Below are 24,537 nucleotides of genomic sequence, written 5' to 3' on the forward strand. Positions count from 1 at the left end.
CCCTCCCTGCCTCTTATTTTTTTACGAGATTGTTAGATTCTGGCCAATATTTTTCAACAAGATCTAGCAATTCTACTAAAAATTCATTTCGCTTCTGTTCTAGTTCAGAGATCGACACATCCCCGGCATGGCTCTCACAGCCTTGAATGACTTTTTCTTTCAGCTCATCTGTTAATTCAGGTGCTTCTAATTTTGTCCATGGAAGTTTAAGAGCAGGGCCAAATTGTTCTAGCATGTGACGCATCCCTTTTTCTCCTCCAGCTAAGTGGAACGTTAAGAACGGCCCCATTTGTGCCCAGCGAAGTCCTGCACCATAAATAATTGCCGCATCGACTTCTTCTGTTGTCGCGACACCATCATTGACAAGGTGCAACGCTTCACGCCAAAGTGCTTCCATGAGCCTGTCCGCTAAGTGACCTTCGATTTCTTTATTAATGATCAGTGGCTTCATTTGAATGGATTCATAGAACTCAGCTGCTTGATTTATAACGGCTTGTGTTGTTGCCTCACCACCGACTAACTCAACAAGCGGTAAAATGTATACAGGATTAAATGGATGAGCAACGAGGAATCGCTCTGGATGCGTTAATCCTTCCTGCAACACAGAAGGCATAATTCCTGATGTACTTGACCCGATAATCGCCTCAGGCCTCGCGAATTGATCAATGCTAGCTAATACGTTTTTCTTTAGCTCTTCACGTTCGGGAACATTTTCTTGAATTAAATCAGCATCACATACTGCTTCTTCTAACGTAGGAACAAACGCTAAGCGCTCCTTAGACGCACCAGGTGCCAATCCTAATTTTTCTAAAGAAGGCCAAGCATGTGAAACGGCCTTACGCGTTTTCTCCTCTGCTCCTTCAGCAGGATCAAAGGCAACGACATCGTATCCTTGTGCGAGAAAGCGTGTAATCCAGCCATTTCCGATGACTCCTGTTCCGATGACAGCTAGTTTTTTGAACTCATATTGAATGTTGGTCATTTGTTATCGCCTCCGTATGGGTTTCTTAATCCGTACTGTTCACGTGCCTCTTGTGGTGTCATGATGCCAATTCCATTGCTAGTAATGAGGTTCACTGCTTTTTCAACCAATTGATCGTTTCTGGCAAATACACCTTTATCAAGGTACAAGTTATCCTCTAAGCCAACTCGGACATTTCCACCTAAAATCGCTGTTTGAAGCATAATCGGCATTTGCATACGACCAATTCCAAAAGCGGACCAGTTAGCATTTTCAGGAAGGCGACTCTTCATATACAGCAGCGTCTCCACATCTGCATCTGCTCCCCAAGGAATCCCAAGACAAAATTGGAACATCGGGTCACCGTCTACTAAGCCTTCATCAATTAGTTGTTTAGCAAAACGAATATGTCCTGTGTCAAAGCATTCTAACTCTGGCTTCACACCGCTTTCCTGAACCAATTTTGCTTGTTGGCGAAGCCAATCCGTTGGACTCAAATAAATCATGTCACCAAAGTTCACACTTCCACAATCAAGCGTACACATTTCAGGAAGCAATTCACCAACAGGCTTATGACGTTCTTCTGGAGTTTGCATATCCGTTCCATTTCCTCCAGCAGCTGGTGTAGCTAAACTAGGGATGAAATCGCCGCCTCCACCTGATGTAATGTTGATAATCACATCTGTTTCCGACTCGCGAATGCGGTCAACAATCTCACGGTAATGATCAACGGTGTGACTAACTCCCCCTGTTTCAGGATCTCTCGCATGAACATGAGCAACGGTTGCTCCTGCTTTTGCCGATGCAATCGCAGCTTCAGCTATTTCTTTCGGTGTTACAGGGACATGTGGACTTTTTTTCGTTGTATCTCCCGCACCTGTCACTGCAGCTGTTAATAAAATTTTCTTTTGCATCATGTCTCCTCCTCTTTATTTCCCTTGCATAAATTGTATTTATTTATATTATTACTTAACCATCCAGACGGTTCATTTACTCGCAATTAAAACTATACCATCCGGACGGTAATGTGCGCAAGGGTGCTTTTAAAAAGTAAGGGTTTTCACGTGTCGGAATAGGAGTTGTCTTGTCGACTCTACCTCCTGCCATATTAGGTTTTCTTTGTTCATAAATTTTTTTGAAATCTAAAATGGGCTCAGAGCGATATTACCTCTGAGCCTTTGTTTCATATCTTGAATATATTGCTTTCACCTATTAGTTAGCCGATAGACACTTCATAATCCTTGAAATTGTTACTCTATTGACCATAATTTGGCCTCTCTTCAACAGGCAAATGAACTGGAACATCAAACAACCAAAGAAACCATACACAAACAAGTCCAAACACCACATACGCAACTAACGGATGTTTATAATGCAATCGTAATAGCGGGAACATAAGGAAGAGGGCAAAGATTGACCATCCCAATGTCCATCCATATTGGTACTTAATATTTCCTGTCACAGTAAAAACGTATTCCCAAATGCCATAGATCAAAATCCATTGTAATGTATGTAAGATTTGTTTCATGACACCTTTAGGATAATTCCCTAAGAAAAGCAAACCTGTAGCTGGAAAAACGATAAATGTATAAAGCATTTCAGTAAGCGTATGATTTGAAATGAAATCTGCATCCATACGCCACAAAAAGTAATTTGCTGTTAAGAAGTTATAAACTAAATTCCCAAGAGCAAAAAATAGTAATGTAGTATGATACTTTTTCCAATTTCTCCAGTCCCCCCAAATAAAAGCGACTATGATGCTAATTATGGCAGTAAGAACATGCATATGTTTTTTCATCCTAAGTAATTTGATATAAACGTATACTTCTTGGAAAATAGTTTGTGCCAGTAGTAGGAAATTATTTAAGTTCTTGTAAAAAAGTTTCTTTGTTGAAACTCTTTTTAAGGGGGATTAGGCATTTTTCGGTCTTATGAAGGGCTTTACTTAACTCTACATGGGTTTGATCATCCTTCATTTGGTTCATGATGGACTTTTCCTTACTTTTTTTAGAGGGCACTGAAAAAGGGTGGTTTTCGAGGCCACTGAAAAAGGTATGGTTTTGACCTTTTTCAATGGCCTCTGGTTTTCCCTTTTTCAGTGCCCTCCTTTTTTTAGGGGGTTTAGTCCTTCATCTCGTTCATGAAGGACTTTTCCTCCTCACATTATTCATTTATCCATTCTTTTAACGCCTTATACACATTCTCTTTCTTTTCGTCACCAATATGGTAAATATCAAAAAGCTCAGCTAACCAGATCCCATCCGTAGCTAAACGAATAATCGTTGCCTTAACAGGATCTATCCCATCATCTTCAATCGACTCTTGCCACTCGGTATAAAGCTCACGTATCGGATCTAGCAAGTCTGAATTGACCGCTTTTGCTGCTAACAAGCCAGAATGCATATCCTTATTGGCATAGGCTTGATTAAAGGTCACATCAACATAGGCACGAATCCACTTCCCCTTCTCAATTGGGTCCATGTCCGCGTTTCCAGCAATTTTTTCTCGATAATTATTAGCTAAATGCTCAACCATTCCTTTAACAAGTTCTTCTTTTGAGGGGAAATGATAGAGCAGACCACCTTTACTAATCCCTGCTTCTAACGCCACAGCCTCTAACGTTAAATTAAATATTCCCTTTTCACTGACAATTTTAGATGCCGCGTGTAGAATCTCTACTTTTCTAGAAGTTCTGCTCATCTGACTCTCCTTTATAAATAATTTTCAGCTCTAACTATACCATCCGGACGGTTTATTTACAACTCTATAAAGGAATATTTACAGAATATGTAGGTAAGTTTAGACACTTATCAACACTTTTATAATTAGAAAGCTCTCTTGCTAACGGAAGGAAATACTTTAAAAAAAGCTGCAAAGCACATTAGTACTCTACAGCTTTCTCCTTTAGTTATCCATCTTCCCCCGAATTACCTGCATTGGATTGCCACCGACAAAGGCTCCGGCTGGCACATCGCGGTATACAAGCGTTCCGGCTGAGACGACCGCTCCATCACCAATGGTGACTCCCGGTAAAATCGTCGTGTTTGCACCGATCATCACTTCATCCCCAATTACGACATCACCAAGACGGTATTCTTTTATTAAATACTCGTGTGCCAAAATCGTTGTGTTGTAGCCTATGATCGAGTTACGCCCAATTGTAATCCGTTCTGGAAACATGATATCCATCATGACCATTAAAGCTACCGCTGTCTCATCGCCGACTTTCATCCCGAGAAACGTCCGGTATAACCAGTTTTTTACGCTAATCCACGGTGTGTAGCGAGCAATCTGAATGACAATAAAATTTTTGACAACCTTCCAAAAAGGAACGGTCTTGTAAATCTGCCAGAGCGAATTGGCCTCTTCTACTGGGTATCGCTCTGTTTTTCTGTTCATTGCTTTTCCACTCCGACAATGGCTAACAAGTCGCGCATATTCGAGAGGGTATAATCTGCTTCGAACGTCTTAATTCTTTTTGGTCCTTTAATCGACCAACCTACAACAGCTGTTGGAACACCTAGATTCTTACCTGCTTCCACGTCGAATAAGCTGTCTCCAATCATCATTGCTGATTCTTTAGAAGAACCTAGTGCTGCCAGGGCCTTTTCAAGAGGCTCTGGGTCTGGTTTTGCTTTTTCGACATCATCGAGTCCAATAACAACATCGAAAAATTGATCAAGTCCTGTAAGCTTTAAACCCATTAAGGCTGTTTTTCTAATTTTGGTCGTTACAATCGCTAGCTTGTAGCCTTCTTTATGCAGGCGTTCAACCGTTTCATAAACGCCCTCATATTCGGTTACGAGTTCATCATGTTTTTCGTGGTTAAACGTACGGTATGTTTGAATCATTTCGTCTACTCGCGTTGCATCAACCGATTCAAAGCTATCTCGAAGCGGTGGACCGATAAACTCAATTGCATGCTCACGCGTGTATTCACCCGGTTTATATTGCTCTAGCGTATGAAGAAATGATGCAATAATTAGTTCATTTGTATTGATTAAGGTTCCATCTAAGTCAAACAATAGTGTATCAATGTTCATAAGTCGCTTCCTTTCGCTCTAACTCTTGTTTTTTCTCCATTCGATTCCAAATATAAGCAATGGCCATTGTCAACAAAATCGCTGTGACGAGTCGTATAATTAATAGCGGCCAAACTGGAATCCCAAGCGGAATAAATATGAGTGTATCCTCGATGACTGCGTGACAGGCCACGAGGAAAATAAAAACTAAGTATAAATCTTTTTTTGCTACTCCGTCTTCTTTTGCAGCTTGAATCATAACCCCAGCACCAAATGCGAGACCAAATAACAGACCAGAAGCTAGAGTAGTCGACGTATTTTCCTTGATTCCTAGCATTTTTGTAAATGGAGCCATCGCTTTTGATACTAGTTTTAACCAGTTTCGTTCTTTCATAATCTGAACGACAATCATGAGCGGGATGACGATCATCGCAAGCTGGAGAATTCCAAGCGTTGCACTTGTGACTCCTTGCCAAGCAATCGCAGGCCACCCATATACTTCTGGCTGAGTCGTGCTAGAAACAAAGCCATACTGAGCTGTCTCCTGTCCGCCAGTCCAAAATAGATTGATTAAGAAGGCCGAGAAAAGTGCCAGCCCAATCCGAACAACTAGAACAACAGACATTCGAATTCCAACTTTTGTAGCAACCGCTGATTCAATAAATAAATTATGTGAGAAAGAGAGCATCACTGCTAAAATGAATACCTCTTTCACCGTTAGTTCCAACGTTAATATAGCACCGATGGCGGCATATAAGTTTAAAACATTCCCAAGAACAAGCGGAATTGCCGCCTCTCCTGGTAATCCTATCCACCCCATGACCGGAGCTAATAAACCCGCCAGCCAGCCAAGAACAGGTGTATAGCCTAAAATCGTTACGATTAAAGTGATTGGGAAAATGATTTTCCCAAGCGTCCATGTCGTCTGTAAGCCGACAAGAAGCCCGCGTTTAAGCATCCCCAATGGTCTCTCCCTCCACTTACTCCCGTTCTATTTTTATGTGGGTAAGTTTTTTTCTTTTTCAGGCTGTTCTCGCATACTTTGCTGTTTTTATGGGGTATGTGTTCTCCACATGTTCGTTCCATTGCGCTCCACTTTACTACGAGAAAAAACGTTCCTTCACAGCAACAATCTTTACGAAAACAGCCATTTTTTATGAAAGCTTCTTCGAAATAGTACAAAAAGGCAAAGCACCTTTTCCTCTTGTATCTGCGAACATCGGTGCAACGGCTTCACTCGCCGTGCGCTTTAAGGAGAAGATCGCTCCTTAAAGCTTCAAACATTACGGCGGCTTCGCTCGTTGCTTCGAAATAGTACAAAAAGGAAAAGCACCTTTTTGTACTATTTCTTTTTCTTTTTTATTTTGCTTGTTGTTGTTTGTTTCGTTTGGGCTGTTTTTGCTAGGTCATGGTAGTTTGGTGTATTTGGTTGTTTTCGGCGGTAGATTGTAAAGATGACAGCAAAGGCAATAAGAATGATCGATGCCACTTGTGCTGTTTTAAGGACGCCGCCAATTAGTAAGTAATCAAGTCGAATCATCTCAAGGAAGAATCGTGCAAATGAATAGTATACTAAATACGTCATGAAGATTTCACCTTGTTTTAGGTTGAACCTTCTTAAATAGATCAGTAAGAAAAAGCCTAGTAAGTTCCAGATCGACTCATATAAAAAGGTTGGATGATAATATGTACCGTTTATGTACATTTGATTGATAATGAAATCTGGCAGCATTAAGCCTTCTAAAAATTCTCTTGTTACCGGACCACCATAAACTTCTTGGTTCATGAAGTTACCCCAGCGTCCGATTGCTTGAGCTAATAATAAACTCGGTGCAGTAATATCGGCAATTTGCCAGAATGAATAGCCACGTTTTTTACAGAAGAAATATGCTGTCAGCATCCCCCCAATGACCCCTCCGTGAATCGACAGGCCACCTTCCCAAATATAGAACATACGAATCGGGTTATCCGCAAATTGCTCCCAGCGGAATATGACATAATAAAGTCTTGCTGATAAGATGGCAATTGGTAAAGCAAATAAAAGCAAATCAGCATACGTTTCTTTTGGATAGCCACGTTTTACCGCTTCTCTCGTTGCGATCAGGTACCCGATAAACACACCTAATCCAATTAACGCACCATACCAATAGATCGTTAGTGGGCCGATTTCTAGAAAAATTCTGCTATATGGTTGTATCGTTTCTTCCACGTTTCCACTCTCCCTTTCAACATATCAAAACAAGGCGCGTTCATAATCGAACACGCCGCCATTATACCACACTCTTAACGAAATTCGTCGTGATCGCCCTCTTCAATGACATCTGTTAATCGTTCAGAGAACTCTTGAGCCGCATCAAAGCCAAGACGTTTTAATCGGAAATTCATCGCTGCGACTTCAATAATAACAGCCAAGTTTCGGCCAGGTCTTACAGGCACAGTTAATTTTGTGATCTCTGAATCAATTATTTTCATTTTCTCTTCTTCTAAGCCTAGACGATCATATGCCTTCTTCTGATCCCAAAGCTCTAAATTAATACATAGAACAATCCGTTTGTGTGGACGAACGGCACCAGCACCAAATAATGTCATCACATTAATGATACCTAATCCACGGATTTCAAGTAAATGTTGAATCAAGTCAGGGGAACGTCCAACGAGAGTCCCTTCATTCTCTTGACGAATCTCAACGGAATCATCCGCTACAAGTCGGTGTCCACGGCGAACTAAATCGAGCGCTGTTTCACTTTTTCCGACACCGCTATTTCCTGTAATCAACACACCAATCCCGTAAATATCGACAAGCACTCCATGTACAGCTGTCATAGGTGCAAGTTCACTATCTAAGAAGGTTGTAATGCTACTACTTAAACGCGTTGTTGGCATGCTTGATCTCAACAATGGCACCCCGACCTTTTCTGCCGCATCAATCAACTCAGGAGGTACTTCCAAATCACGTGAAATGATAATTCCAGGTGTATCATATGTACATAGCTTTAACATTCTTTCTTCTCTTTCATGTTGCTTTAAATGCTCGAAGAATGAAAGCTCCGTTCGACCTAAAAGTTGCAAACGTTTTGCTGGATAATATGTAAAATATCCTGCCATTTCAATCCCTGGTCTAGAAAGATCACTTGTCGTAATCGGGCGATAAATTCCTTCTTCTCCAGCGATTAATTCTAAGTTAAAACGCTCTAATAAAGTATTTGCTGTAACTTTTGCCACTGCGCTAATCCCACCTTCACATCTCTATGCTAACTAAATGGAGTGAATACCTTTTCCATTTTAGCATGTTTTACGGGATAGCATTTCATACTTCTACAATTTTTTTATAGACATACAATCACGGTGAAACCATTACATATGAAATCGCAGCACACTATTCGTAGAGTCTCCGAAGTACTCACATTGCAATACTCGTTTGAAAATAAAAGGATACAACTCTTTTTAGAGGCCACTGAAAAAGGTACGGTTTTGACCTTTTTCAATGGCCTTTAAGCAATGAGGAACCGTTGCTTTGTCTTAAAGCCTGCTATGAGTGGGTTTCTCATAGCAGGCGCGCAACGTGTGGAGCCATTGCTGCTTCCTCGAATCCGCTAGAAAGGACTTTTTCAGTGCCCTCCTCTTTTTATGTAGGCTTTTTCTTAGATGCATTTCATGAAAAACGGCCTTCATCAAAGGTATGACGGACTTTTCTCACGCATTTTTCATACAAAACGTCCTTCATCTGGATCATGAAGGACGTTTTCTCCGTGCTTTTCTGCTTTTGTTGATTTGCAATTACAATCGAAAAGTCTCACACCTTATTTTTTCCGCATTGGCTTTACGACAAATGTTTGGATGATCGCGATCAAAATAGCTGCTATTATAGCCATTCCGAAACCATCAATCACAAAAGCACTTCCCATTAAAACAGCCGTTAACATGAGTGTGATCGCACTGATAATAAATAAGAAAAGCCCAAGTGTTAGGATAGTGATCGGTAATGTTAGCACAACAAGGATCGGACGGACAATAGCGTTAACGATCGATAAGAGCAAACTGGCGATGAAGGCAGCTACAAAGCCTGATATATAAAAGCCATCAAATAAATACGCAATCCCCATCAAAATCAAAGCATTAATGATTAACCCAATGATCCACCTCATCAGTCCCTCACATCCTCTTCATTCGGAATAATGAAAATGGCAATGATGTAGCCAATGATGAACGGAAAAAAACCTGAAACGAAAAACAAAATCACAGCTAGCAAACGGATAATTGTCGGATCAACTGAAAAATACTGTGCTAGTCCACCACATATCCCTGCGATTTTACGATCATATTGTGTCCGAAACAAATGTTTCATCGATTCTCACCTCTTTCTTTTAGGCTGTTTTCGCATACTTTGTTGTTTTTATGAGTTACGCGTCCTCCATATGTTCGTTGCATTACGCTCCAGTCACTCGCTTTCCGCGGGGAGGTGTCGAGCCTCCTCGGCTGCGCCTGTGGGGTCTCGCCCCTACCTCTACATCCCGCAGGAGTCGAGTGACTTCCGCTCCATTTCACTTCGAGGAAAACTACCTTTATAGCAACAATCTTTACGAAAACAGCCTTCTTTTAAAATAGAAAGGAAGACAAAACATCATATTCCGTCTTCCTTATTTCGTTCTTACTTTTGATCTTTTACAAGAACAGATCCTGTATTCGTTAATGCATTTACCTTCACACGTGGTGACGAGTGTTGATTCCCAATAAAGCTCAATGATTTTTGAGCAAACTCTTTCCTCTCTTCTAGCGTTTCGTAATCACCCATGTCAATCGTAAAGCCACCTACGTTTGTTTTCAACTTCCCTTCAACACGGTTTGCTTTTGGGATAAACAAATGAATGCTGCCGGTCGTCGCCTTCAAATCCGCATAGCCTGATTCCGTTAACTGATCAAGCTGATACGTGATCGAGCCATTGACCGTTTCGGCGTCAAAGTCCTGCACTTTCCCTAGTAAACTAATGCCACCATGAATCGTTTTTGCATCGAAAACATCGATTTCGACTTGATTGTATTCAATCGGTCCGTTGACTGTTTCAGCCATCGCTTTTTTCGCTTTAACAGAAGAAAACGCAAGGGGACCATTGATCGCATTGACGTCAAGTGTATCTGTTTTAAATGACGCACCCTCGATCTGTCCATTAAATGTATACAGCTTAATATGATCAAACGACTCTTTTGGTACATACACCGTTGTTTGGACTTTAATGGATTTCGTTTTCGTATGGAAAAGCAACTTACGCTCATCTACCCGAAACGATGACTCTTGTAAAAAGATGCGACGTGCCTCATCACTATCCTTTACCCGATATACCTTCGCTTTACACTCAACTCTTACATCTGATTCATCCCAAGGCTTAAATGTAATCGAGCCATTTTCAAGCGAAACATCTAGTGACTTTGGTGCGATATCACGATGCTGAAAAATATGATCGACTTCTACTGATGCCCCAAAATTAAAATCTAAGTCGACATCTTTAATTTTTTGGATTGTGCTTTCAATAAAAGAGGTAAACAAGTTCGCCGTTGAATGTGCCGCCTGCCTTGCACGCTGGCGATATTGCTCCCCCTCATCCCAATCAACCTTTGTCGAAACCTCTCCTGATGATTCTTCTCTTTTTGTGCCCGTGCCCGAATCGCTTTTTTCCATTGCCTCTAGCAATTTAACCCCTTCTTCAGCTGTAATCTTTCCATCTTCAATCATCTTCAAAACCATCTTACGTTCTTCCAACTAACTCACTCCTCATCTATATTATGAGCCATAATTCCAACAACACGATACCTACACTATTGTATTACGCAACAAACAGAAAAGATGTTTCAAAACCACAGAAAAAAGTGATTTTCTTTTTTCTGTGGTTTTGAGCAATGCGCGGAGCCGACGTTTTGGTTTTAGCCTTTTGAGTGCTCTTCTCAAAAGGCGTACGGCGTGCGGAGCCATTGCCTTTTCTTCCCCGAATAAAAAAGTGCTTTTCTTTTTTTCTTTTGTTTTGAGCAATGCGCGGAGCCGACGTTAGGGTTTTAGCCTTTTGTGCGCTCTTCTCAAAAGGCGTACGGCGTGCGGAGCCATTGCCTTTTCTTCCCCGAATAAAAAAGTGCTTTTCTTTTTTTCTTTTGTTTTGAGCAATGCGCGGAGCCGACGTTGGGACTTTAGCCTTGCCCCTTATCTCCCTTCATTAGCTTCACCCACTCCCCACAAAAATACCAACCAAAGAGGCGTGAGCACCTCACTCGCTCACGCCTAATCAATCAAGTTGTCAGCTCTTTCTCCCTAACTAGCTGATCCATCCGTTCCTTATCCCGCTCCAAGATCGGTTTTAAATATTTTCCTGTGTACGAGCCTTCGACTGCTGCGACTTCTTCTGGTGTACCTTGTGCGACGAGCTGTCCGCCTTTGTCGCCACCTTCAGGTCCGAGATCTATAATGTGGTCGACCGTTTTGATCACATCTAAATTGTGCTCAATGACAAGAACGGTATCGCCATTATCTACGAGGCGCTGTAATACTTTTAACAAACGGTCAATGTCATCGACATGAAGGCCGGTTGTCGGCTCATCTAAAATATAGATCGTCCGACCTGTGGCACGTTTATGTAGTTGAGAAGCTAGTTTCACGCGTTGCGCTTCCCCGCCGGATAGCGTCGTAGCTGGTTGGCCGAGGCGGATATAGCCTAGCCCTACATCAACGAGAGTTTGGATCTTTCTATTGATCTTTGGAATGTTTGCGAAAAACTCTAAGCCTTCTTCGACCGTCATTGCCAAAACATCAGCGATCGTTTTGCCTTTATACGTGATATCAAGCGTTTCGCGGTTATAGCGTTTGCCCTCACAGACTTCGCATGGAACATACACATCAGGTAAGAAATGCATTTCAATTTTAATAATTCCGTCGCCGCGGCATGCCTCACAGCGTCCGCCTTTTACATTGAAGCTAAAGCGTCCTTTTTTGTAGCCTCTCACTTTTGCTTCATTCGTAAGGGCAAATACATCACGAATATCATCAAATAACCCTGTGTATGTAGCTGGATTCGAACGCGGCGTCCGTCCAATTGGAGATTGATCGATTTCGATCACTTTATCAATTTGATCCAGTCCGACAATTTCCTTATGTTTTCCAGGCTTATCCTTCGCACGATGAAGCTTTTGAGCTAGCGATTTGTAGACAATTTCATTTATGAGTGTACTTTTCCCAGAGCCTGATACCCCCGTTACCGCCATAAAAACGCCAAGCGGGAAGGTTACAGTAACATTTTTTAAATTGTTTTCGTTCGCTTTTTTTACGCTAAATGAACGGCCATCTGACTGTCTTCGCTCATTTGGAACTGGGATGAATTTTTTTCCGGATAAGTAATGACCAGTTAATGAATTGTTATCATTCATAATTTCTGCTGGTGTGCCCTGTGCGGTAATTTGTCCGCCATGAACGCCTGCACCTGGCCCGATATCAATAATATAGTCGGCTGCAAGCATGGTATCTTCATCGTGCTCGACGACAATTAATGTATTCCCTATATTACGCATATGTTCAAGTGTTTCAATTAAGCGGTCATTATCGCGCTGATGCAATCCAATCGATGGCTCATCTAAAATGTAGAGAACCCCCATTAACGAAGACCCGATTTGCGTGGCAAGACGAATTCGCTGAGCTTCCCCGCCGGATAATGTACCTGCTGAGCGGCTTAATGATAAATAATCCAATCCTACATTTATTAAAAATCCTAAACGATCATTGATTTCTTTTAAAATTAATCGAGCGATAGCCATATCCTTTTCTGACAGCTCAAGTTGTTCAAAATACACTTTCGCATCTTTAACAGAAAGGGAAGCGATTTGCCCTAAATGCTGACCGCCGATAAAGACAGCAAGTGCTTCTTTTTTCAGGCGGTACCCTTTACAAGTCGGACAATGCTTATGCATCATATATGCTTCCATTTGCTCACGAATATAATCTGAGCTCGTTTCTTTGTACCGGCGCGCGACATTGTTGACGACACCTTCAAATAGAACGAGGTTCTCACGAATTTGGCCGAACTCATTTTCATAGCGGAAATAGATTCGCTCTTTCCCACTCCCGTATAAAATTTTATCAAAAAGAGCTTCCGAAATTTGTTCAACAGGTATATCCATATCAATTTGATAATGTTCGCACACCGCTTCTAAAAGCTGCGGATAGTACTGTGAGCTAGTTGGCTCCCATACTGCAATCGCATGCTCCTTTAGTGACTTCGTACGATCTGGCACGAGTAGGTCAATATCAACTTCAAGCTTTGATCCTAAGCCATCACATGAGGGACAAGCTCCAAACGGACTGTTAAATGAAAACATTCGTGGCTCGAGCTCCGGAATCGAAAAGCCACACTCCGGACAAGCATGGTGCTGACTAAAAAGCAGCTCCTCTTCGCCAATGACATCAACGAGCACACGTCCATCCGCTAACGCAAGTGCAGACTCAAGAGAGTCCGCCAAGCGCGTCTCGATTCCTTCTTTAATGACAATTCGGTCAATGACGACTTCAATGCTATGTTTTTTGTTTTTATCAAGCTCAATTTCTTCCGCGACTTCGCGCATTTCCCCGTCAACACGAACGCGAACATAGCCTTGCTTTTTCATGTCTTCTAGCACTTTTACATGCGTCCCTTTACGACCTGACACAAGCGGGGCAAGAATTTGCATTTTCGTCCGCTCAGGGTAATCAACGAGACGATCAACCATTTGCTGAATCGTTTGAGACTTAATTTCGATTCCGTGCTTCGGACAAACTGGCTTTCCAATTCGAGCATACAACAAACGCAAGTAATCAAAAATTTCCGTTACGGTACCAACCGTTGAACGAGGGTTGCGGCTTGTCGTTTTTTGGTCAATAGAAATGGCAGGCGATAAGCCTTCAATGGCATCAACATCCGGTTTATCCATTTGGCCTAGAAACTGGCGAGCATAAGCAGAAAGTGACTCGACATAGCGTCTCTGTCCTTCCGCATAAATCGTATCAAACGCAAGCGACGATTTCCCAGAACCCGATAAGCCCGTCAACACAACGAGCTTGTCGCGTGGAATCGTTATGTCTATGTTTTTTAAATTATGGGAGCGCGCTCCTTTTACTACAATATTCTCTAATGCCACCGTTTCCTCACCCTTCCGCTTTTAATTCGAGAACGAGGTCACGAAGTTCAGCTGCACGCTCGAAGTTCAATTCGCGCGCTGCCTCCTTCATTTCCTTTTCCATTCGTTCGATCATCGCTTGTCTTTCTTTTTTGTTCAGCTTCTGTGCTGGTGCAGCTGTGTAGCTATCTTTATCAGCGTCTTCCGCAACCAATGTTGCTTGAATCACATCTGGGATTTTCTTTTGAATCGTCTTTGGTGTAATGCCATGCTTTTCATTATGCTCTTCTTGAATGGAACGACGACGTTTCGTTTCTTCGATCGCTATGTTCATTGACTTTGTTATTTTGTCAGCATACATAATGACGTGCCCATTTGCATTACGTGCAGCACGTCCAATCGTTTGAATAAGAGAACGATCAGAACGCAAGAAGCCTTCTTTATCAGCGTCCAAAATGGTGACAAGCGAAACTTCGGGAATGTCGAGACCTTCTCGCAGTAAGTTAATCCCAACGAGTACATCAAATGTTCCCATCCGGAGCTGGCGAATAATCTCAATTCTCTCTAACGTTTTAATTTCTGAATGCAAATAGCGCACACGAATGCCAATTTCTTTTAGATAATCGGTTAAATCCTCGGACATTTTTTTCGTTAATGTAGTGACAAGCACTCGTTCATTGCGTTCGACACGAGCGTGAATTTCTCCGATTAAATCATCAATCTGTCCTTCAATTGGACGAACATCAATCGTCGGATCAAGCAAGCCGGTAGGACGAATAATTTGCTCGACCATTTTAGGTGTGTGTTCAAGCTCATAAGCTCCAGGTGTCGCTGATACGTACACAGCTTGATGTACCTTTTTCTCAAACTCTTCAAACCGAAGAGGACGGTTATCAAGCGCAGACGGTAAGCGGAAGCCGTGATTAACAAGGACCTCTTTTCGCGCACGGTCCCCGTTGTACATTCCTCTTACTTGTGGAACCGTCACGTGTGACTCATCCATGATAAGCAAGAAATCCTCCGGGAAGAAATCAATGAGCGTATATGGTGTTGCACCAGCTTCACGTAATGTTAAATGACGTGAATAGTTCTCAATGCCTGAGCAAAAACCCATCTCAGCCATCATCTCTATATCATAGCGCGTCCGTTGTTCCAGACGCTGAGCCTCTAGCAACTTCCCTTCTTCGTGCAGTTCTTTCAACCGTTCCTCAAGCTCGACTTCAATGTTCGCAATTGCTTTTTTCAGTTTTTCTTCGCGTGTAACGAAGTGGGAAGCTGGGAAGATCGCAATATGATTTCTCTCCCCTTTTATTTCTCCAGTAAGGGCATCAACTTCTGTCATTCGATCAATTTCATCACCAAAAAACTCGACACGAATACACTGCTCATCACGTGAAGCTGGGAAAATCTCAACGACATCGCCTCGCACACGGAATGTTCCTCGCGTAAAATTGATATCATTGCGATCATACTGAATGTCAACTAGCTTACGAAGCAATTCATTTCGATCCATCTCCATCCCGACTCTTAGTGAAACAACGAGTTCCCGATATTCTTCTGGTGACCCTAAGCCATAAATACAAGAGACACTGGCAATAATAATGACATCGTTACGTTCAAATAAAGCACTCGTTGCAGAGTGACGAAGCTTATCGATTTCATCATTAATGCTTGCATCCTTTTCAATAAATGTATCAGAACTTGGCACATACGCTTCTGGCTGGTAGTAATCATAATAACTGACAAAGTATTCAACGGCATTGCCCGGAAAAAATTCCTTGAACTCACTATAGAGCTGACCGGCAAGAGTTTTGTTATGAGCCATAATTAACGTAGGCTTGTTCACCTCTTTAATCACGTTCGACATCGTGAACGTCTTCCCCGTTCCTGTTGCCCCTAGCAATGTTTGATGCTTCTCTCCTTTTTTCAGGCCTTCCACAATCTTTTTAATCGCTTCAGGCTGGTCCCCTTCCGGTTGATACGCTGATACCAACTCAAACGTTTCACTCAAACCGACTACCTCCCAACGAACTGTTCATAAGTAGAAATATTATACCATAGACTACCAGTTACAAAGCAAATAATACGAACGTTTGTTTTTGTCGATTTGTTAAAAAAGAGGAACCTCCAAAATTAGCGTTATAATTTTGAGGTTCCTCTAGCTATTATTTCTTTTCTTCTAAGATTTCGTGAGTTCTTTTATAGTTCTTATGGTTGACCGCCGTTCTTGAATAAGGAAAATCTGCTTCTCTTCCTTTTACAGGGAACTCCAAAAACTCTGCCGCAACACTATTGTTATACACAGCAATTACTTTCATTTCCAAGCCATCATAAATGATTTTTTCATTTAGCACGGCTGCATTTTCATTTATTTTCTCTTCCTTTTCAAAAGCCATAAACAAACTCCTCTTTTCCACATAGTATTGTATCTTTATAAGTATCCTTTTTAGTTTAAAGTGACCGTACTACTTGATCAAGTAATTTTTATAGATTATTTGATCATTTTTTCCTAACCACAAATGAAGCAAGTACTCTTTTAGTCGAGAAAATGCGTCATAAATTAAGCAGTAATTAAAGGAAGGTTTATGCTATGTTCAAAAAAATTTTACTAGCAACAGATGGTTCAGAGCATGCCCTCAGAGCTTGCGAAAAGGCAATCGAAGTCGCCAACTGCAACAAGGAGTCCGTTATCCATATAGTAAATGTTGTTGACAGTTCAAAGTCTGATGTCTTAAGCAACTGGAATACAGCTAGTGCTCAAGACAAACGTCAAGAAAAAATCAGGCCAACGGAAGAAAAAATAAAAGCAGCTAAGATTCATTACAAAATTGAATTTCTCAGGGGAGAACCCGGTCCGTCAATCGTCTGTCATGCAAACGACCATGACTTTGATATTGTTATCATCGGGAGCAGAGGGCGCAACCGTCTTCAAGAATTAGTTCTCGGCAGTGTCAGCCATAAAGTCGCCAAACGAGTTAAATGTGCCGTATTAATTATTAAGTAGTTCTTTTTCTGGCAGTCCAAATGATACGAGAAATCAGATTGCCAGCTTTTTTCACACCAAGATTTAAAAACTCATAAACTATATATAGCAGATGTGTAAGCGTTAACATAGAATAAAATAAAGCAAGAGCATTAGGTCTACTATCTACTGGAGGTGTAACATGTTAACTAACATCCTACTAGCTACGGACGGTTCTAAATGTGCTATTCACGCTGCAGAAAAAGCCATTGACATTGCCAAGTCTAACCCAAAGGCAACGATTCACATTGTTTATGTTGTTGATATATCTAAAGCCAAAAGTGAAGCTCTAGTAAACTGGAACTCTACGATAAAAGCAAATCGATATGAAAAAGTAAAATTAACTGAGGACTTAATCAAAGCAACTGGGATTTCATATAAAACGGAAATTTTACTAGGCGAGCCAGGACCTGCTCTTATTAAATTTGCAAATGAACACAATTTTGACCTAGTTATTGTCGGCAATCGTAAAAAAAACAGGCTTCAAGAGCTCGTGCTTGGCAGTGTCAGTCATAAAGTTGCTAAATGCGTTCAGTCCCCCGTTCTCATTGTGAAAGAAAAACCTTCAAAGACCTCAAATATTGTAGCTACTAAATTCCCTTCATCACAGTCAGTAAAATAACGTCTACACTGTTTTCAACAAGAGAAGGCGGTGTCAAAAAGACACCACCTCCTCTATTACATTCCTTGTTTCTGCGCTAATCTTTTTTTTGCTACGATTAATCCCAAGATAAATGATATTATGGCCAACACCCCAACAAACCATGATTGCTGATGAATTTGTAAAACAAATAGGACAATCATCCATGTCACAATACAAGCTCCTAGTATACTAAACGTAACTCTTGTGACAACAATCATTAAAAGAAACGGGATGACGAGGGCAAGGACTAAGTCCAACATCCGTCTGTTCAAGCTCCTTTTGCTCTTGCTATTTTTTCTTTCTTCCAATCGACCTACACGATCGAATCTTGCAAATCGGCATCATCCTTCACTAATAATACACCAAGCTGATGATGTTCCCCATCATAAAGAGCTCCTTTGGCAAATCGTACTTCCCCTTCATGGTCTAGAACATCTACTTTAGCAAAAGCCGAATTGATTTGTAGTGCTTCATAAAAGCTTGTTTGATCCAGTACTTCTTGACCGTTAATTCTAACAATCGTTTCTCCAACAACAATATTCATCTTATCAGCTGGGCTCCCTGGCAGAACGCCAAGAACGACACAGCCTTTTGTCTGACTTGAGAAAAATGCGGGTAGTTTTTCATCGTGTTTTTTCGCAAGATAGGAAAGCAGCTCACGGCTAACGATAGCTAGTCCACCTAACAGAACCGCTAAAATAGGGACAAAATAACTAGCGGCAGCTAGTAGTGCAAAGACTACCCCTAATCCAATTACACGAAGCCCCATCGTTCGAATCTGAATCTGAGGCAATGTTCCCCTCACTCGGTGCTGGTAGCCTATTAAAAACGGTACGAGAACAGGTTGTAACCCTACATCAGCAACCGTTAAGACAGGCCAATACGGTAAAGCCGGAATAATCCCTTCAGGTATAAAGAGAACAATCGGGACCATCCATAGTCTTTTGGCAATATGTATGCCGACCCACTTGCCACGTTTGCTTCGCTCAAGCAATGGTGACGTGTATACATGCCCATTCATACGAATCAAAAATCCTTCTGCTAACGCCATGATCGCTAAAATGGATGCAGGGACGAAGATCGGAATTTGCGATAGAATGTTATACAAAGGCGTGAACGTTTCAACCGTACTTAGAAACGGCTCGAATCCGTATAGAAGCAAGACAGCACCAAGTACAAACGTCGGTGAGATCCAGCGAAGCTGTGTTGTCAGCGCAAAGATAATATAAATAATCGCCAGCACCGCAACAAACGGCAACGTAATCGTTAGCCCTAACATAATCGTGACGATTGATACACATATACCTAACAATACCGCTGATAAAAACGGAATCGTAATATCGGCCATTCGTCCATACACTCTCGTATGAAACGAGAGTCGTTCTTGTTTCACGCGATTGCCAGAAAATAAATACACAGCAAACAGGCCTATATACAATAGGGGGTTAATTAAAAAATAGACTAAAAGGATTCCAATACTTTGTAAAATGTCATTTAGCATAGTTGTATCTCCTTCAACTATTCTTCCTTTTAACGTATCACATTTATGCAAAAAGGTACATCCTTCATTACAGGATGTACCTTTTTCATTCGACATTTGTCGTTAAAATCCTCTTTTACTCATTCGTTTGTTCAAGTAACAATTCAATCGCTCTTTGCAGCTGTTGGTCATTTTCTTTTTCACGAACGATGTCAACGGTACGTTGCTGAATCATCGACGCTGTTTCTTCATCAATTTTTCCAGTAGGTTCTAAGTCATTTGATCGTTGGAAGGCGATAACAGCAATTTCCGTCTGTTCACTGAAATAACCATCTGTTCTACCTGGTTCATGTCCAAGACCTTTTAACATGATTTGAGCATTTTTAATTTGCTCACTCATCATATCAAGACGTAATTCGCCTTCTTCTCCAATCGAAATTGGTGCTGTGTAGAAGTAATCAGGTTGCTTGACTTCAACAGTCGGCTTCACACCTTCTCTATTAATGTCATTCCCAGCTGATGTTAACCATCTAAACAACGATAGCTTTAACTCACTACCATCCCCTAGCTGAATCGTTTGTTGAACCGTACCTTTCCCAAACGTTTGCTCTCCAACAACATCGTACCCTCCGCCTTCAATTAAAGCAGCCGATAAAATCTCAGATGCCGATGCGGAAGCACGGTCAGTTAATCCAATAATTGGGTAAGGCTTTCGCTCATCTAAATTGGACATATAACGAATTTTTTCACCATCACGATTTTCGATTTGAACAATTGGTGTTCCACCAGGAATAATAAGCTTCCCAATGTCTTCTACCGCATTTAAGTAGCCACCAGGGTTTCCTCGCACATCAATGAGTAAGCCATCAATCCCTTGGTCCTCAAGTGCGTCTAGTTTTTCTTTAAAACGAGCGGCTGTATCTTCGGAGAATGACGTAATCTCAAGCAAACCTAACGTCTTCCCGTCACGCTCAATGACATCAGAACGAACCGTTTCAATTGGAATCAAGCCACGCTCGACTGGAATCTCAAATAAATCACTTTGCCCAGCTCGTTCAATCGTTAAGTTAACGATTGTCCCTTTTTCCCCGCGAATTTGCAGGACTGCTTCGTACAATGACAGACCTTCAATTGATTCTCCGTCAATTTCAATGATTTTATCATTTGGCTGAAGGCCAGCCTTTTCCGCTGGTGACTCTCGGAAAGGAGCAACAATGGTTACTTTTCCGTCTGTCATACTTACTTCTGCCCCAATTCCTTCAAAATGTGACCCAAGTGATTCAACAAATTGAGCTGCCGTTTCTTGGTCCATATAAACGGAATAAGGATCATCTAAAGTCCGGAGCATCCCCTCAATAGCTCCTTCATATAACTCTTGCTCGCTTATTTCATCGACATACTGTTCATGAATAATTCCTAATGCTTTTTGGAACTTATCTAAAAGCTCCTTTTCAGTCAGTTCTGATTCTGCTTGTCCTCCATTTTCTGATACATCTGATGCAGCGGTATCCGTTTCAACACTAGGCTGACCCGTTTGAAAATAAAGACCAAACGCACCTAACACTAATACGGCTGCTACGATCATAAGAAACTGTCTTTTGTTCATATCCTCATCAACTCCTACTATATCTACAACTTCAATTATCGCAGCCAACCCAATCCTGTTTTTCAGTCATAGAAAGGTGAAGGCAAAATCCTTAACGCTCTTCTTATCATGAAATGGAGTATTATTCTAGAGGGCAATGAAAAGGTTGATTTGTACCTTTTCATTGCCCTCGAAGCAATGAGCGGAACCGTTGCAATTTTTTTAAAGCTTGCTATGAGTGGGTTTCTCATAGCAGGCGCGCAACGTGTGGAGCCATTGCGGCTTCCTTGATTAACTTCCAAGAGGTTTTTCAGTGAACTCTGATTTATACCTTTTCAGTGGCTTCATTCTAACCTATGCTTTTTTTACTATATTATGTTCAGTGTTCTCTTCATTTTAGTCAATGATCGTAAATAAGTCAAAGCTCGGTAATGCCGAAAACCGTCGCCATGTAAGGGATTTTTATAATGTGTAAAAATAAGGAGATTTATGGTAAATAAGTGAAAATAATTATTGAGGCTCGACTTTAGTAGACCTGCAACAGATTTTAAATACATAATTGTCTAATCAAGTGTTTTGATGTATGTTACCTGCTTTTTTACATACATATCTAAATGAAGAGGATGACGCAATGTCATCCCCTTCATGTTTCATTTTCTAATTAACGTGGTATATAACGTAATGGGTCAACGGCATTTGACTTCGCACCATTCCAACCGCCTTCATGTACTTCAAAGTGAAGGTGTGGTCCAAATGATTGTCCAGTGTTCCCCATCATACCTAAACGCTGCCCTTTAGTTACACGCTGTCCATCTGATACTTCACGGTTTTCTAAATGAGCATACAATGTTGTTACAAGCTGTCCATTTACTTGGTGTGCAATGATAACGGTATTTCCATAACTAGATGAATAGTAAGAACGTACGACTGTTCCATCTTGTACAGCTACAACTGGTACATCACCAGTACGACCGTTTTTACCAATATCAATTCCGTAATGCATACGTCCACCAAATGTCGCACGTGGGCCAAATCTTGAGGTAATGGTTCCCGTTGCTGGGCGCATGAATCCAGAGTTTGTTACAGCTGGTGCACTATGCACTTGTGATGAACCACCAGATGAACTTCCACCTGATGAATTGCTACCCGATGAGCTCCCACCTGAACTAGAACCGCTTCTAGAAGCTTGAGCTTGAGCCTCTGCTTCTGCTTCTGCTTCTGCTTGCTTACGTCTTTCTTCAGCTGCTTCAAATTCAGCTAACTCTTGCTTAAGTGCTCGTTCTTGCGCACGCAGAATTCCCGCTTCATCTTCTAATGCGCCAAGATCTGCGTGAAGCTCGCCTTCTTTTTGTTCAAGCTGTTTCATGACTCTGTCTTTTTGTTGGCGCTGAGCTTCTAATTCCGCCATTAACGTTTCTAACTGTTCTAGGTGCCCTTCTAGTTTCTCAAGTTGAATCTCAACTTGTTCTTTTGCTTCCTCTAATGCATAATGGTCAGCAATATGAGCATCAAGAATATTACGGTCTTGCTGTGCAATAACGGTTAATGCACTCACACGGTCTAAGAAGTCACTAAAGCTTTGAGCACCAAGAATGACTTCTATGTAATTAATTTGTCCGCCTGATTGATACATCGAACGTGCACGCTCTTTTAACAATTCATCACGTTCAGCAATCCGCTCTTCTAAAATAGCAATTTCCTCTTGCAATTCTTCGATTGTCTTACGTACTTCTTCAATTTCAGCCCGCTTCTCGCGTACTTTTTGGTTTGTTTCCGCTACTTCGTGGTCAATCTGTTCAATTTCATCTGTTAGCTCTTTCATTTCCGATGCAAGCTTATCTAATTCCGCCTGTGTCTTTTGAGCCTGATCACGATTTTCATATTGTTCTTGTTGCACGTCAGAAATTTTGTTCTGTAGTTCTGAGTTTGCTGATGCTGTTTCGTTAAACGGTACCCATCCAAAAGAACCAACAGTTAATAGAACAGCAATAGCTATAAGTCCTACTTTCCTTTTCATCCAGTCGCTCCCCCTTAATTATCTACAATCATGAAACGGTCTGAAAGCCAGTGAGACAATTGCCTCACTGGTTCACCGTTTTTATTTACACTTTTAAAAACTTACGAACGGACATCATGCTTCCCCACACGCCAATAAAGGCACCAATCACTGCTAACAACCCTGCAATTTGCCACACATATGGAAATGGAGGTACGAGTGAGAAGAAGAGAATTTCAATTCTAGCTCCATAGTTCGATACCAAATATGAGTAGCCGAATATGGTAATTAAGATCGGAATTAGTGACCCGAGCACCCCTAGAAGCATTCCTTCGACAAAAAATGGCCAGCGAATGAACCCATTTGTTGCTCCTACGAGTTTCATAATTTGAATCTCTCGTTTTCTCGCTACAATTGTTAGTTTAATAGTGTTGGCGATCAAAAACATTGCGGTAAACATCATACCGATAACGAGAATGAGTCCAACCATTCTCACAAAATCTGTTACAGCGAATAAACGTTCAATAAAATCTTTTCCATAATTAACACGCTCAACATGTGCAAGAGGTTCAATTGTACTTGCAACCTGCTCGGTTAACTGTGGGTTAATCGCTCGAACAACAAACGCATCATTAAGTGGATTTTCTTCACGAATCGATTCAAATACTTCTCCACTTTCGTCTAAACTATCGATTAACTTATCAAGCCCTTCTTCCTTACCAACAAACGTAATGCTCTCTATATTCGGCAGCTGTTCCATTTCCTCAAGCAGGTCTTGTTGCTGTTCTTCTGTCGCCGTCAATTCAACGTACACTTTAATCTCAACATCATCTTCAATCGTTGAAGCCACATTGTTGACGTTCATAATTAACAAAAGAAAGACTCCGACAACCAGAAGCATTACTGCCACTGCACTAATCGAAGCAAATGTCATCCAGCCATTACGTCCTAAATTCTTTGTTCCTTCTCGAACATGCCGTCCAAGGGTTCTAAGCTTCATAACCGTAGCTCCCCCTCGCTTCATCTCGGACAACTCGTCCACTTTCAATAGCAATCACTCGTTTTTTAATTGTGTTTACAATGTCTTTGTTATGTGTTGCCATGATTACTGTTGTTCCTCGATGATTAATGTCATCTAAGATGTCCATAATTTCCCAAGCTGTATCCGGGTCTAAGTTTCCTGTCGGTTCATCAGCAATTAACACTTCAGGACTATTCACAACCGCTCTTGCAATCGCAACGCGCTGCTGCTCTCCACCTGAAAGTTCATTTGGTAATGATCTTGCCTTGTTTTTTAAATTTACAATTTCCAATACGTTCATCACTTTTCGCTTTATCACGTTTGGATTTTCTTCTATTACTTCAAGAGCAAAAGCCACATTTTCAAAGACTGTTAGAGTCGGAAGCAATTTATAGTCTTGGAACACGACCCCCATTTTTCGTCGCATTTTCGGAATGGCTTTTTCCTTTAATTTTGCTAAATTTGTTTTATCTATAAAAATGTCACCTTTTGTCGGTTTTTCTTCACGGTACATCAATTTAATAAATGTTGATTTCCCCGCTCCACTTGGCCCGACAACGTAAACAAACTCACCTTTGTCAATTCGTATTGAAATCCCATTAATTGCCTTAACATTATTGGGATAGGCCTTCCAAACATCCTTCATTTCTATCACTAATTAATCACACCCCTGCGTTTTACATT

Annotated in this window: 23 protein-coding genes; 2 read left to right on the top strand and 21 right to left on the bottom strand. The window is 41.3% G+C overall.

Going from position 1 to position 24,537, the window contains the following annotated elements; translation table 11 throughout:
- Window positions 1–13: 13 nt before the first annotated feature.
- The 15 genes from AC1FXP_RS16020 to AC1FXP_RS16090 form a co-directional block, all read right to left on the bottom strand.
- Window positions 14–982, bottom strand: coding sequence for an L-carnitine dehydrogenase (locus AC1FXP_RS16020; protein WP_480063022.1), 969 nt, complete (start codon window positions 980–982; stop codon window positions 14–16).
- Window positions 979–1,875, bottom strand: a complete 897-nt coding sequence (locus tag AC1FXP_RS16025) for a beta-keto acid cleavage family enzyme (protein WP_480063182.1) — start codon at window positions 1,873–1,875, stop codon at window positions 979–981. Before AC1FXP_RS16025 ends, AC1FXP_RS16020 begins: the two co-directional genes overlap by 4 nt.
- Before the next feature lie 341 nt (window positions 1,876–2,216).
- Complete coding sequence (locus tag AC1FXP_RS16030) at window positions 2,217–2,747, bottom strand: CBO0543 family protein (protein ID WP_480063023.1); 531 nt, start codon at window positions 2,745–2,747, stop codon at window positions 2,217–2,219.
- A 377-nt stretch (window positions 2,748–3,124) separates the two neighbouring features.
- A complete protein-coding gene (locus AC1FXP_RS16035; RefSeq protein ID WP_480063024.1) occupies window positions 3,125–3,661 on the bottom strand; it encodes a TetR/AcrR family transcriptional regulator in 537 nt (178 codons plus the stop codon).
- Window positions 3,662–3,865: 204 nt separating this feature from the next.
- Entirely contained in the window at window positions 3,866–4,360 is a 495-nt protein-coding gene (locus AC1FXP_RS16040) for an acyltransferase (protein WP_480063025.1), read from the bottom strand.
- On the bottom strand, window positions 4,357–5,004 hold the full coding sequence (gene ppaX, locus AC1FXP_RS16045) for a pyrophosphatase PpaX (protein ID WP_480063026.1): 648 nt from the start codon (window positions 5,002–5,004) through the stop codon (window positions 4,357–4,359). The genes AC1FXP_RS16040 and ppaX overlap by 4 nt, the downstream gene beginning before the upstream one ends.
- On the bottom strand, window positions 4,994–5,947 hold the full coding sequence (locus tag AC1FXP_RS16050) for a nucleoside recognition domain-containing protein (protein ID WP_480063027.1): 954 nt from the start codon (window positions 5,945–5,947) through the stop codon (window positions 4,994–4,996). The genes ppaX and AC1FXP_RS16050 overlap by 11 nt, the downstream gene beginning before the upstream one ends.
- Window positions 5,948–6,325: 378 nt before the next feature.
- A complete protein-coding gene (lgt, locus tag AC1FXP_RS16055; RefSeq protein ID WP_480063028.1) occupies window positions 6,326–7,192 on the bottom strand; it encodes a prolipoprotein diacylglyceryl transferase in 867 nt (288 codons plus the stop codon).
- A gap of 74 nt (window positions 7,193–7,266) precedes the next feature.
- Window positions 7,267–8,205: an HPr(Ser) kinase/phosphatase gene (gene hprK / locus AC1FXP_RS16060; protein ID WP_480063029.1), complete on the bottom strand. Its 939-nt coding sequence runs from the start codon at window positions 8,203–8,205 to the stop codon at window positions 7,267–7,269.
- Window positions 8,206–8,783: 578 nt separating this feature from the next.
- A complete protein-coding gene (locus AC1FXP_RS16065; RefSeq protein WP_480063030.1) occupies window positions 8,784–9,128 on the bottom strand; it encodes a phage holin family protein in 345 nt (114 codons plus the stop codon).
- Window positions 9,128–9,328 (bottom strand): PspC domain-containing protein, encoded by a 201-nt coding sequence (locus tag AC1FXP_RS16070; RefSeq protein WP_480063031.1) that lies wholly within the window; start codon window positions 9,326–9,328, stop codon window positions 9,128–9,130. Before AC1FXP_RS16070 ends, AC1FXP_RS16065 begins: the two co-directional genes overlap by 1 nt.
- 303 nt (window positions 9,329–9,631) lie before the next feature.
- Complete coding sequence (locus tag AC1FXP_RS16075; RefSeq protein ID WP_480063032.1) at window positions 9,632–10,738, bottom strand: DUF4097 family beta strand repeat-containing protein; 1,107 nt, start codon at window positions 10,736–10,738, stop codon at window positions 9,632–9,634.
- A gap of 518 nt (window positions 10,739–11,256) precedes the next feature.
- Window positions 11,257–14,127: an excinuclease ABC subunit UvrA gene (gene uvrA / locus AC1FXP_RS16080; RefSeq protein WP_480063033.1), complete on the bottom strand. Its 2,871-nt coding sequence runs from the start codon at window positions 14,125–14,127 to the stop codon at window positions 11,257–11,259.
- A 7-nt stretch (window positions 14,128–14,134) separates the two neighbouring features.
- Window positions 14,135–16,117, bottom strand: coding sequence for an excinuclease ABC subunit UvrB (gene uvrB, locus AC1FXP_RS16085; RefSeq protein WP_480063034.1), 1,983 nt, complete (start codon window positions 16,115–16,117; stop codon window positions 14,135–14,137).
- A gap of 154 nt (window positions 16,118–16,271) precedes the next feature.
- On the bottom strand, window positions 16,272–16,502 hold the full coding sequence (locus AC1FXP_RS16090) for a DUF2187 family protein (RefSeq protein ID WP_480063035.1): 231 nt from the start codon (window positions 16,500–16,502) through the stop codon (window positions 16,272–16,274).
- Between the two features lie 194 nt (window positions 16,503–16,696).
- Here AC1FXP_RS16090 and AC1FXP_RS16095 point away from each other — a divergent pair, with 194 nt between their 5' ends.
- Both AC1FXP_RS16095 and AC1FXP_RS16100 read left to right on the top strand, forming a co-directional pair.
- Window positions 16,697–17,110 carry a universal stress protein gene (locus AC1FXP_RS16095; protein WP_480063036.1) on the top strand — a complete coding sequence of 138 codons (414 nt, stop codon included), beginning with the start codon at window positions 16,697–16,699 and terminating at the stop codon, window positions 17,108–17,110.
- Window positions 17,111–17,270: 160 nt separating this feature from the next.
- Window positions 17,271–17,750, top strand: a complete 480-nt coding sequence (locus tag AC1FXP_RS16100) for a universal stress protein (protein ID WP_480063037.1) — start codon at window positions 17,271–17,273, stop codon at window positions 17,748–17,750.
- Window positions 17,751–17,806: 56 nt separating this feature from the next.
- On the opposite strand, the gene AC1FXP_RS16105 is transcribed toward AC1FXP_RS16100, so the two are convergent.
- The 6 genes from AC1FXP_RS16105 to ftsE form a co-directional block, all read right to left on the bottom strand.
- A complete protein-coding gene (locus AC1FXP_RS16105; RefSeq protein WP_480063038.1) occupies window positions 17,807–18,031 on the bottom strand; it encodes a DUF2198 family protein in 225 nt (74 codons plus the stop codon).
- A 53-nt stretch (window positions 18,032–18,084) separates the two neighbouring features.
- On the bottom strand, window positions 18,085–19,272 hold the full coding sequence (locus tag AC1FXP_RS16110; RefSeq protein WP_480063039.1) for a PDZ domain-containing protein: 1,188 nt from the start codon (window positions 19,270–19,272) through the stop codon (window positions 18,085–18,087).
- A 115-nt stretch (window positions 19,273–19,387) separates the two neighbouring features.
- Window positions 19,388–20,857 carry a S41 family peptidase gene (locus AC1FXP_RS16115; RefSeq protein WP_480063040.1) on the bottom strand — a complete coding sequence of 490 codons (1,470 nt, stop codon included), beginning with the start codon at window positions 20,855–20,857 and terminating at the stop codon, window positions 19,388–19,390.
- 640 nt (window positions 20,858–21,497) lie between these two features.
- Window positions 21,498–22,853 (bottom strand): murein hydrolase activator EnvC family protein, encoded by a 1,356-nt coding sequence (locus AC1FXP_RS16120; RefSeq protein WP_480063041.1) that lies wholly within the window; start codon window positions 22,851–22,853, stop codon window positions 21,498–21,500.
- 85 nt (window positions 22,854–22,938) lie between these two features.
- A complete protein-coding gene (gene ftsX, locus AC1FXP_RS16125) occupies window positions 22,939–23,832 on the bottom strand; it encodes a permease-like cell division protein FtsX (protein WP_480063042.1) in 894 nt (297 codons plus the stop codon).
- Complete coding sequence (gene ftsE / locus AC1FXP_RS16130) at window positions 23,822–24,508, bottom strand: cell division ATP-binding protein FtsE (RefSeq protein WP_480063043.1); 687 nt, start codon at window positions 24,506–24,508, stop codon at window positions 23,822–23,824. The genes ftsX and ftsE overlap by 11 nt, the downstream gene beginning before the upstream one ends.
- Window positions 24,509–24,537 lie beyond the last annotated feature (29 nt).

It is taken from the genome of Halalkalibacter sp. HAAS-P013, from assembly GCF_056619925.1.